The sequence below is a fragment of the Leekyejoonella antrihumi genome (genome assembly GCF_007845645.1).
In the GTDB taxonomy this organism is placed as follows: Bacteria; Actinomycetota; Actinomycetes; order Actinomycetales; family Dermatophilaceae; genus Leekyejoonella; species Leekyejoonella antrihumi.
The window spans coordinates 8,768-18,773 of the sequence record NZ_VCQV01000026.1 but is presented as its reverse complement, the minus strand read 5'-3'; the positions used below and the strand labels follow the sequence as shown (position 1 = coordinate 18,773).

Sequence of the window (10,006 nt, the reverse complement as noted above, 5' to 3'; positions counted from 1 at the left end):
CTTCGGTACTTCGAGGGGACCCCGCATGAGTGAGCAGATCGACATCACCGTCACGGTCAACGGCGAGGCCCGATCGGCGTCCGTCGAGGCGCGCCGCACCCTCGCCGACGTGCTGCGTGATGAGTTCGGACTGACCGGCACCCATCTCGGCTGCGAGCACGGCGTATGCGGGGCGTGCACCGTGCTGGTGGACGGGGCACCCGCGCGGTCCTGCCTGATGCTGGGTGTCCAGGCGGACGGCGCAGACGTCACCACCGTCGAGGGGCTGGCCACCGATCACGGCATGAGCACGCTGCAGGAGGCGATGTGGGAGCGCCACGGATTTCAGTGCGGCTTCTGCACACCGGGGTTCTTGATGCAGGCGACCGCCCTCCTGCAGGAGAACCCGCATCCGACCGAGTTCGAAGTGCGAGAAGCCCTGTCCGGCAACATCTGCCGTTGCACCGGCTACCAGTCGATCGTCGACGGCGTGCTGCAAGCTGCTCGCAGCACCACGGATCACCCGCAGGAAGCCGACCAGGTCTCGGCGTCGCAGGTGGAGCTGTGACCATCCAGGCGGGGGCACGTTTTGTCGGAGCCTCGGTCAAGCGAAGTGAAGACCCGCGAATCCTCACGGGACGTGGCAACTACATCGACGACATCGTCCTGCCCCGTATGGTGCACGCGGCCTTCGTGCGCAGCCCTCTCGCGCACGCACGCATCACTGAGATCGACGCGGCGACGGCTCGGGAGGCACCCGGCGTGCTCGCCGTCATCACCGGCGAGGAGATGGCGGCGCTCGTCACCCCGGGTGGCTACGGCATCGCCGGGCTCTTCGGAGTGGACAAGCCCGACTACTGCGCGCTCGCGAACGACAAGGTGCGCCACGTCGGGGACCCGGTCGCGGTGGTCGTCGCCCAGACCCGGGCACTTGCCGAAGATGCCTGCGAGCTCGTCGAAGTCGACTACGACGACCTTCCAGCTGTCGTGACCATCGACCAGGCACTGGATCCCGCCAGCTCTCCGATCTTCGAGGACCTCGGGTCAAACGTGATCCTGCCGCCCAGCACGAAGGTGTTCGGCGACGTCGAGGCGGCCTTCGCCCGAGCGGACCGCATTGTGCGGGCACGGATCTCGCAGCACCGCTATCAGAACGTGCCGATGGAGTGCCGGGGCATCGTCGCAAGCTACGACCCGACGTCGCAGGACTTCCTTATCTGGTCGGCGAATCAGGGCGTGCAGCCGGCCCGACAGGGCCTGGCCGCGCGGCTCGGCGTCCCGGTGGAGAAGGTGCGGGTCCGCGCCGGCGATATCGGCGGATCGTTCGGCCTCAAGACCGGGTCGTCCCGCGAGGACGTGGCGGTGGCGGTCGCTGCGAAGGTGCTGCGGCGTCCGGTCAAGTGGTGTGAGGACAGGTTCGAGCACATGTGCTCGGCGGGACAGGCCCGCGACGAGCGCTATGACATCGAGGCCGCGGTCATGGACGACGGCGAGATCCTCGGGCTGCGAGCCGACATGGTGGTCGACAGCGGCTCCTATCCGGGGATGGGCGCCATGGTGAGCGGGCTCGCGATGGAGATGCTGCCCAATGCCTACAAGATCGGCGCGCTCTCCTTCACCGCGTCCGCGGTCGTGACCAACAAGGCCACGTATGTCGCGTATCGGGGGCCGTGGGCCTCCGAGACGTTCGTGCGGGAGCGGCTGATCGACCTGGTGGCGCTCGAGCTCGGCAAGGACCCCCTGGAGATCCGGCGTCGCAACGTCGTGGGCCAGGACGACCACGACGCCGTGATGGTGACCGGCCGCACCCTTGCCGGTGTCACCAACCGTGAGTCCATCGAGCGAGCGGCGCAACTGATCGACGTGCCGGCGTTTCGGCGGCGGCAGGCCCGGGCCAGGGAGCAGCACCGGTATCTCGGACTCGGCTTCGCCTCGTTCATCGAGCCGGCGCCCGGGCCGCGTCGCACGCCTGACGAGCCGCTCGGCGTGATGGGGCCCGAGCCGATGCGGATGGCGCTCGCGGACGACGGGCACCTGCTGGTCTACACCGGTCAGATGCCGCACGGGCAAAGCCATCAGACGACCCTCGCCCAGGTCGCCGCGGACGAGTTCGGTGTCGCGTTCGACCAGGTGGAGGTCGTCGTGGGCGACACCGATGTCGTGCCTTCCTCCCTGACCGGTGGCAGCCTGTCCGCGACGATGGCGGGCGGTGCCGCGGTGGTCAGCGCACGCGCCTTGCGCGCCAAGGTCATTGCGGTCGCCGAGTTACTCCTGGAGGCCAGCGCCGAGGACCTGGAGATCGTGGACGGGGCGATCGCCGTGCGGGGGATCTCCAGCAGCGCGCTGCCGCTGGCGGAGCTGGTCGCCTCGGCCCGCGCACCGGGTCGCCTGCCGGACGACGTCGACACGACCTTCGAGGCCAGTGAGACCTACGACGGGGGAGCCGGCGGCTGGTCCGGGGGCACCCATGCCGCCATCGTCGAGGTCGACCTGACCACGGGTCTGGTGAGCTTCGAGCGGTATGTCGTGGTGGAGGACTGCGGCGACATCATCAACCCGGCGGTCGTCGACGGGCAGATCCGGGGCGGCGTCGCCCAGGGGATCGGCGCCGTGCTGCTGGAACGGTCCGCCTACGACGAGGACGGGCAGTTCCTCTCGGCCACTTTCATGGACTATCTGCTGCCGACGGCGCTCAGCATTCCCTTCATCGAGATCGAGCACCTGCCAGCCACCCGAACGGACGAGATCGTCAACTTCCGTGGGGTCGGCGAGGGAGGCCTGATCGTGTCGACACCCACCGTATGCAACGCGATCGAGGACGCGCTGGCCCCGTTCGGGGCACGCATCTATGAGGAGTACTGCCCACCCTCGCGCCTCCTCGAGCTGGCCGGCGTCATCCCAACAGCCTGAGCCCCCTGGGGTTCAGGCTGGGGGAGTTCTACCGCCCGGCGAGGTTGATGCGCACCTGGCTGCCGCTGGAGGTGGGGCTGGTGGCCGGGTGCCACGTCCAGCCGTCCTGACCACGGTCCCGCTGCCAGGCCCGGTCGCCCACGGTCACGGACGTCACGCCGTCGGACTGGGCGTGCGCCACCGCCCAGGCGCCGATCGCCTGCGCCGCAGTGGCATTCGGGGCCCGGTAGGTCACCGACGAGGTGGAGGCGGTGGCCTGCACTCCGCTCTGGGCTGCCAGCTTGGTCACCAGGGCGGCCGGTGCGGTGCTCGAGGTGGCCGAGTCGAGGCGACAGCCGATGCCCTCGGGTGTCGCCCCGGACAGCACAGCGGTGAGGGTCTCGCCCTGGGTGGTGTGCGCGTCATACGCGCTGGGGAATCCACTCTTCTGCACCGCCTGGGCCGCGCTGGCGACGGAGAGCTGCTGCCAGCCGGCGACCTTGACGAGCGCGTGATAGAACGATGTGCTGGCAAAGACCGGATCCTGGATCTGGGCCGACGTGCCCCAGCCCTGGCTGGGGCGCTGCTGGAAGAGGCCGATCGAGTCGAGGTCGCCGTAGGTGAGGTTGCGCAGCTTGGACTCCTGGAGGGCCGTTGTCAGCGCGATGTCCGAGGCCCGGTTCGGGAGCCCGAGCTTGAACAGGCCGACGTCGGTGATGGTCGAGGCGTTCGCGGCCTGCTCCGGGTCCCACTGGTAGTCGAAGTTCCCGGACACCACCTTGCAGGAGGGGCTGCCGAAGTTGTTGATCAGGTGTTGGTATGCCTGGTAGCCACCGAAGACGACGCCACCCAGGATCGCCAGGGGCAGCAGGCAGCCCAGCGCGCGGCGAATCGGCCCGCGGCGGTGGTACTCCTCGTCGTAGAACGCGTCGTCATGGACGTCCGGCCCCACGTCATAGAGCCCCTCGAACTCCCGGTCGTGCCCGCGTGATCTCATTGGAGTCCGGATCGTCGAGGTTCGGCGCTCAGGTGCATGGCGGTCGGCTGCTCCCGGTCAGTTGGCGTGCAAGGCGTCGTTGAGCGCGATGCCGTGACCCTTGCGTCGACGGCACTCCACGACACCGGTCGTCGAGTTGCGGATGAACAGCATGCCGTCCTTCCCTGACAACTGCGCCGCCTTGACCACGGTTCCGTCCTCGAGGGTGACCTTCGTTCCGGCCGTGACGTACAGGCCGGCCTCGACCACGCAGTCGTCGCCCAGCGCGATACCGATCCCCGACTCGGCCCCGAGTAGGCAGCGCCGGCCGATCGAGACCCTCGCGGTGCCGCCGCCCGACAGGGTGCCCATGATCGATGCCCCACCGCCGACGTCCGAGCCGTCGCCGACGACGACGCCCTGGACGATGCGGCCCTCGACCATCGAGGCGCCGAGCGTGCCGGCGTTGTAGTTGCAGAACCCCTCGTGCATGACCGTGGTGCCGTCGGCCAGGTGGGCGCCGAGGCGCACCCGGTCCGCATCGGCGATCCGCACGCCGGAGGGCACCACGTAGTCGGTCATCCGCGGGAACTTGTCGACCGCGAAGACCTGCAGCGGCCCCTCGCGGCGCAGCCGCAGCCGGGTGCGCTCAAACCCCTCGACCGCGCACGGGCCCGCGCTGGTCCAGACCACGTTGTTCAGGACACCGAAGATGCCATCCAGGTTGATGCTGTTGGGCGCGACCAGGCGGTGCGACAACAGATGCAGGCGCAGGTAGGCGTCCGGCACATCGGACGGTGCAGCGTCCAGGTCGATCGAGGACATGACCACGCGCATCGCCACGTCCCGAACCGGGTCCGAGACGGCCAGCGCCGTCAGGTCGGCCGTCGCACCATACGGGTCGTCGGTCGGTGCGGCGCCGATCCGCGGCTCCGGAAACCAGGTGTCGAGAATCTGCCCATTCGATGTCTCGGTGGCGAGGCCATAACCCCATGCGGTGCGCTCGTCAGTCATGGTCATAGCGTAGGCGAGGCGGTGACAGGCGGACATCGCCGTACGAAAGGATGGACCCATGGCGACCCTTGACCCGCACGGCGATGTCGTAGACCTTGCCGTCGCGCTGTGTGACATCCCGTCCGTGAGCCATGACGAGCAAACCCTGGCCGATGCCGTCGAGGCGGCACTGAGGTCGCTGACCCACCTGAGGGTGACCCGCGACGGCAACACGGTCGTCGCCCGCACCGACCTGGGTCGCAGCGAGCGGGTCGTGCTGGCCGGCCACCTCGACACCGTGCCGCTGACCGACCCGCCCAATCTGCCGGTGCGGCGGGTCGACGGCCTGCTGGTGGGGCGAGGCACCACCGACATGAAGGGTGGTGTCGCCGTCCAGTTGGCGCTCGCCGCGCAGTTGCCGCAGCCGACACGCGACGTCAGCTACGTCTTCTACGACTGCGAGGAGATCGAGGACGAGCACAACGGGCTGAAACGGCTCGCGCGCACTCACCCGGACTGGTTGGCGGCCGACTTCGCGGTGCTGCTGGAGCCCACGAACGGGGGGATCGAGGGCGGCTGCAAGGGCACGATGCGCTTCGACGTGAGCACGAAGGGGATCGCGGCCCACTCCGCGCGGCCCTGGAACGGGCACAACGCGATCCATGACGCGCAGGACATCCTGGCCAGGCTCGCGGCCTACGAACCACAGACCGTGCGGGTCGATGGGCTCGACTATCACGAGGCGCTCAATGCCGTGCGGATCGCCGGCGGCATCGCCGGCAACGTGATCCCGGACCGCTGCACGGTGACTGTCAACTACCGGTTTGCTCCGCATCGCAGCACCGATGATGCGCTCGCCCACGTGCAGTCGGTCTTTCCCGGCTACCACCTGGAGGTTGGGGACCTGGCGGCCGGTGCGCGGCCCGGACTCGACCGGCCGGCGGCGCAGGCCTTCGTCACGGCCCTCGACCTGCCGGTGGTCGCCAAGGAGGGCTGGACCGACGTGGCCCGATTCTCCGAGCTGGGCGTCCCGGCGGTCAACTTCGGCCCGGGCGACCCGAACCTGGCGCACACCGACGACGAACGCTGCCCGCAGGCCCAGGTGACGCAGGCCTACGGGGCGTTGCGCCGGTGGCTGGTATGACGCGGGCGCAGGCCGCGAAGTCGTCAGACGAGTACCGCAAGGGCGCGACGACGCTGCGCGGTTCGAAGGTCCCCCAGACAACGACCGACCAGCAGCTGCTGGACCGTGGGCAGGACGCCGACTGGGTGCACACCGACCCCTGGCGGGTGATGCGCATCCAGGCCGAGTTCGTCGAGGGGTTTGACACGTTGGCGCAGCTGGGTCCTGCGGTGAGCGTCTTCGGATCCGCGCGACTCAAGCCGGACAGCGAGCACTACGCGAAGGCCGTCCAGCTGGCGCGGCTGCTCGTCGAGGCGGGATACGCGGTGATCACCGGGGGCGGCCCGGGCACGATGGAGGCAGCAAACCGGGGGGCGCGCGAGGCCGGTGGCACCAGTGTCGGCCTGGGCATCGAGCTGCCGTTCGAGGCGGGCCTCAACGAATACGTCGACATCGGGGTGAACTTCCGCTACTTCTTCGTGCGCAAGACGATGTTCGTGAAGTATGCCGAGGGGTACGTGGTACTGCCGGGTGGTTTCGGCACGCTCGACGAGCTCTTCGAGGCAGTGACGCTGGCGCAGACTCGCAAGGTCACCAGCTTTCCAATCGTGCTGCTCGGCGGCGCGTTCTGGAGCCCGATGATGGACTGGGTCAGGGACAGCCTGCTCACCGCCGGCATGGTGAACGAGTCCGATGTCGAACGGCTCACCGTGGTGGACGACCCGGCGGAGGCGGTCGCGCTGATCGTGGCGGGTGACCGCAGGATCGCGGGCGGCGACTGGTAATCGCGCGCCTCAAGGTTACCCTTGGCGGGTGATCGTCTTTCTCATCGTGCTGCTGGTGGTCGTGGTCGGAGTGGTGCTGGCCGGGGTCGTCGGCCGATTCGGCGGTCATTTTGACGAACCGACGCTCACGACGCCGTTCGAGCCCCTCCCGCGTGGCGAGATGACCGCTGAGGACATTGACGTGCTGCGATTCGACCAGACGCTGCGCGGCTATCGGATGGGTCAGGTCGATGACGTGCTCGATCGGTTGCGTGTCGAGCTGAAGGCTCGGGACGAGGAGATCGGCCGTCTGCGCGCGCAGCGTTGACCACCATGAGTGACGGGGGAGTCGTGGTCGGTGAGGACGGGCTGGCCCGCTGCGCGTGGGCCGGGGTGTCCGGGGACTACCGCGCCTACCACGATGTCGAATGGGGCGTGCCCGTGCACGGTGAGGCCGCGCTCCTCGAACGCATCACGCTGGAGGCCTTCCAGTCCGGCCTGTCCTGGCTGACCATCCTGCGCAAACGGCCGGCGTTCCGCACCGCGTTCGCAGGGTTCGACGCCGACCTGGTCGCGCAGCTCGGACCAGGCGATGTCGAGCGGTTGATGCAGGACGCAGGTATCGTGCGCAACCGCCGCAAGATCCTGGCCGCTGTCACCAATGCCCGGGCCACCGTGGACCTGCGCGGCTCCGGCGGACTGGACGATCTCTTTTGGTCGTTCCGGCCGGACGAGCATGAGCGGCCGGCGTCTCTCGAGGAGACGCCCGCGCAGACACCCGAGTCCACGGCGCTGGCGAAGGCGTTGAAGAAGGCCGGCTTCGCTCACGTCGGACCGACCACGATGTATGCCGCGATGCAGGCCTGCGGCGTGGTCGACGACCATGTAGCCGGGTGCCATCGGGGTGGAGCGGCGTGATGGTGACCGCGACCACCGCCACGAGATCCGATGTTGCCGCGCCACGTCCACGACCGATGGAACGGCTGCGACGGCTGCTGGACACCCGCCTGCTGCTGCTCGTGGTGGTGAGCTATCTGATCTTCCGGCTCTTCTCCGCGATCTTGATGATCTGGCTGGCGAAGCATCAGGACCCGCAGTTCATTCCGTTCGGGACGGGCACCAACCACACGTCCTACTGGGACATGGCGCGGATGTGGGACGGCGCTTGGTACGAGACAATCGTGCGCGACGGCTATCCGAGCCAGCTGCCGCACGCCCTCAACGGGACCGTGCAGCAGAACCCGTGGGCGTTCTACCCGCTCTACCCAATGATGACCAAGGGGCTCATGCTGGTCACGGGTGGCTCCTTCGGGGTCGTGGGTTCGCTGTTTTCACTGGTGCTCGGTGGGGCAGCGATGGTGCTGATGGCGGTTTTGATGCGCCCCCGAGTCGGCGCAGCTGCAACGCTCGCCGCGACCAGTGTGTTCGCCGCCGCGCCTCCGTCGCCGGTCTTCCAGATGACCTACACCGAGTCGCTGGGTCTGTTGATCCTGATGGCGTTCCTGATCGCGATATCGAAGGAGTCCTGGCTGCTGGCAGGCACCTTCGCACTCGTGTGCGGGTTCGCCAGGCCCATTGCGGTGCCAATGGCCCTCGTGGCGCTCGTCGCCGTAGTCGTGCGGTGGCGGGCGCGTAACGGCCGGCCAATTGTGGTCGGCGAATGGGTCCGGATGAGCGTGGCGCTCGTCAGCTGCGGCGTGGCAGGCCTCATCTGGCCGGTCATCGCCTGGGCAGTCACAGGAGACCGCTCGGCATACACCGCAACAGAGTCGGCGTGGCGGACGGATGACGAGGTCGTTCCGTTCGTCTCGTGGGTGCGCAATTTCGACATCCTCTTCGGTGACCTCTGGGGCAAGCTGGCGCTGCTCGCGGTCGTTGTGCTGCTGGTTGCGATGCTGTGTGGCCCGTGGGCCACGGGGCTCGGATACGTCATGTGGACCTGGACTTTCGCCTACGCGCTCTACCTTGCGGCGGTGCTCGACGCCTGGAGCAGCACCTACCGGATGCTGATCTACCTCTTCCCGATCGTGGTGATTCTCATCGGGGCAGGTTGGAAGCGCCGAGACCAGCGGGTGCTGACGTGGGTGCGCACAGCCGCGTGCATAGGTCTCTTCCTCGGCTGGCAGGTCTGGTGGGGCTGGACCCTGCTGCGCCTGGCGCACCCCGCCGGCAACGCCATCTAGCCGGCCCGCCTGATTGAGCCGGGTGAAACGTCAGCCGAGGGCGGGTGTCTCTACGGCTGGTTGACCCGGCCGTGGTGTTAGCCGAGGGCGGGTGTCTCTTCGGCTGGTTGAGCCGGGCGAGGTGTTAGCCGAGGGCGGGTGTCTCTTCGGCTGGTTGAGCCGGGCGAGGCGTTAGCCGAGTCCGTGTCGAAACCTCGTGCGGTGCGCGCCGGCTGGTCACGCTCGGCTGGTTGACCCGGCCGTGGTGTCAGCCGAGGGCGGGTGTCTCTACGGCTGGTTGAGCCGGGCGAGGTGTTAGCCGAGTCCGTGTCGAAACCTCGTGCGGTGCGCGCCGGCTGGTCACGCTCGGCTGGTTGACCCGGCCGTGGTGTCAGCCGAGGGCTGGGGAACCCCAGAGGCTCGCAGATTGCCATTTATCCACAGCACCGGTGAGAGGGACGGTCAGGGGAGTACGTCTCATAGATGCTTGACTCATGGCTTGGACATACATGCTCGAGTGTTGTGATGGCTCCTACTACGTTGGTAGCACCACTGATCTGGATCGGCGGATGGAGGAGCATGCCAGTGGATTTGGTGCGAAGTACACCAGCACACGCCTACCGGTGACGCTGGTGTGGTGCCACGAGTCCGCAAAGATTGATCAGTCGTATGCGTTGGAGAAGCAGGTCCAGGGTTGGAGCCGGGCAAAGCGACAGGCACTGATCCATGGACGCATTGACCTGCTGCATGGGCTGTCCCGAAAAGGCTACCGGAAACCACGTTCGAGCGGTTGAGTCGGTAGCTGTTGGGGGTTCAATGCGCGGGACTCACGGCGTTCGCCCGCGGCTCAACCAGCCGTGCGGTGTTTGCCCGCGGCTCGATCGGCTGATTCGGGTGGTTGAGCCGACCGAGGCGCTAGCCGAGGGCGTGTCGAAACCTTGTGTGGTATGCGGGGTTTCGACGCGCGGGACTCACTGCGTTTGCCCGCGGCTCGACCAGCCGTGCGGTGTTTGCCCGCGGCTCGATCGGCTGATTCGGGTGGTTGAGCCGACCGAGGCGCTAGCCGAGGGCGTGTCGAAACCTTGTGTGGTATGCGGGGTTTCGACGCGCGGGACTCACT

General features: G+C 68.0%; 10 protein-coding genes. 8 read left to right on the top strand and 2 right to left on the bottom strand.

Features of this window, described 5'->3' with window-relative positions; all coding sequences use genetic code 11:
* Positions 1-25 precede the first annotated feature (25 nt).
* The gene (locus tag FGL98_RS16755) at positions 26-547 is read left to right on the top strand and encodes a (2Fe-2S)-binding protein (protein ID WP_146318561.1); all 522 of its coding nucleotides are present in this window, start codon (positions 26-28) and stop codon (positions 545-547) included.
* On the top strand, positions 544-2,889 hold the full coding sequence (locus tag FGL98_RS16750; protein WP_222432224.1) for a xanthine dehydrogenase family protein molybdopterin-binding subunit: 2,346 nt from the start codon (positions 544-546) through the stop codon (positions 2,887-2,889). Before FGL98_RS16755 ends, FGL98_RS16750 begins: the two co-directional genes overlap by 4 nt.
* A gap of 28 nt (positions 2,890-2,917) precedes the next feature.
* On the opposite strand, the gene FGL98_RS16745 is transcribed toward FGL98_RS16750, so the two are convergent.
* Together FGL98_RS16745 and dapD are read right to left on the bottom strand one after the other, a co-directional pair.
* Positions 2,918-3,865, bottom strand: a complete 948-nt coding sequence (locus FGL98_RS16745) for a hypothetical protein (RefSeq protein ID WP_146318559.1) — start codon at positions 3,863-3,865, stop codon at positions 2,918-2,920.
* A 57-nt stretch (positions 3,866-3,922) separates the two neighbouring features.
* Positions 3,923-4,858, bottom strand: a complete 936-nt coding sequence (dapD, locus tag FGL98_RS16740; RefSeq protein ID WP_146318557.1) for a 2,3,4,5-tetrahydropyridine-2,6-dicarboxylate N-succinyltransferase — start codon at positions 4,856-4,858, stop codon at positions 3,923-3,925.
* A gap of 58 nt (positions 4,859-4,916) precedes the next feature.
* Here dapD and dapE point away from each other — a divergent pair, with 58 nt between their 5' ends.
* From dapE to FGL98_RS16710, 6 genes are all read left to right on the top strand, one after another.
* Positions 4,917-5,981 carry a succinyl-diaminopimelate desuccinylase gene (dapE, locus tag FGL98_RS16735; RefSeq protein WP_146318555.1) on the top strand — a complete coding sequence of 355 codons (1,065 nt, stop codon included), beginning with the start codon at positions 4,917-4,919 and terminating at the stop codon, positions 5,979-5,981.
* The gene (locus FGL98_RS16730; RefSeq protein WP_146318553.1) at positions 5,978-6,745 is read left to right on the top strand and encodes an LOG family protein; all 768 of its coding nucleotides are present in this window, start codon (positions 5,978-5,980) and stop codon (positions 6,743-6,745) included. The genes dapE and FGL98_RS16730 overlap by 4 nt, the downstream gene beginning before the upstream one ends.
* Positions 6,746-6,773: 28 nt before the next feature.
* On the top strand, positions 6,774-7,052 hold the full coding sequence (locus tag FGL98_RS26370; protein WP_146318551.1) for a DivIVA domain-containing protein: 279 nt from the start codon (positions 6,774-6,776) through the stop codon (positions 7,050-7,052).
* 5 nt (positions 7,053-7,057) lie between these two features.
* Positions 7,058-7,642 (top strand): DNA-3-methyladenine glycosylase I, encoded by a 585-nt coding sequence (locus FGL98_RS16720; RefSeq protein WP_146318549.1) that lies wholly within the window; start codon positions 7,058-7,060, stop codon positions 7,640-7,642.
* The gene (locus FGL98_RS16715) at positions 7,642-8,907 is read left to right on the top strand and encodes a hypothetical protein (protein ID WP_146318547.1); all 1,266 of its coding nucleotides are present in this window, start codon (positions 7,642-7,644) and stop codon (positions 8,905-8,907) included. Before FGL98_RS16720 ends, FGL98_RS16715 begins: the two co-directional genes overlap by 1 nt.
* A gap of 473 nt (positions 8,908-9,380) precedes the next feature.
* Positions 9,381-9,680: a GIY-YIG nuclease family protein gene (locus tag FGL98_RS16710; RefSeq protein ID WP_146318545.1), complete on the top strand. Its 300-nt coding sequence runs from the start codon at positions 9,381-9,383 to the stop codon at positions 9,678-9,680.
* The last annotated feature ends 326 nt before the right edge of the window (positions 9,681-10,006 follow it).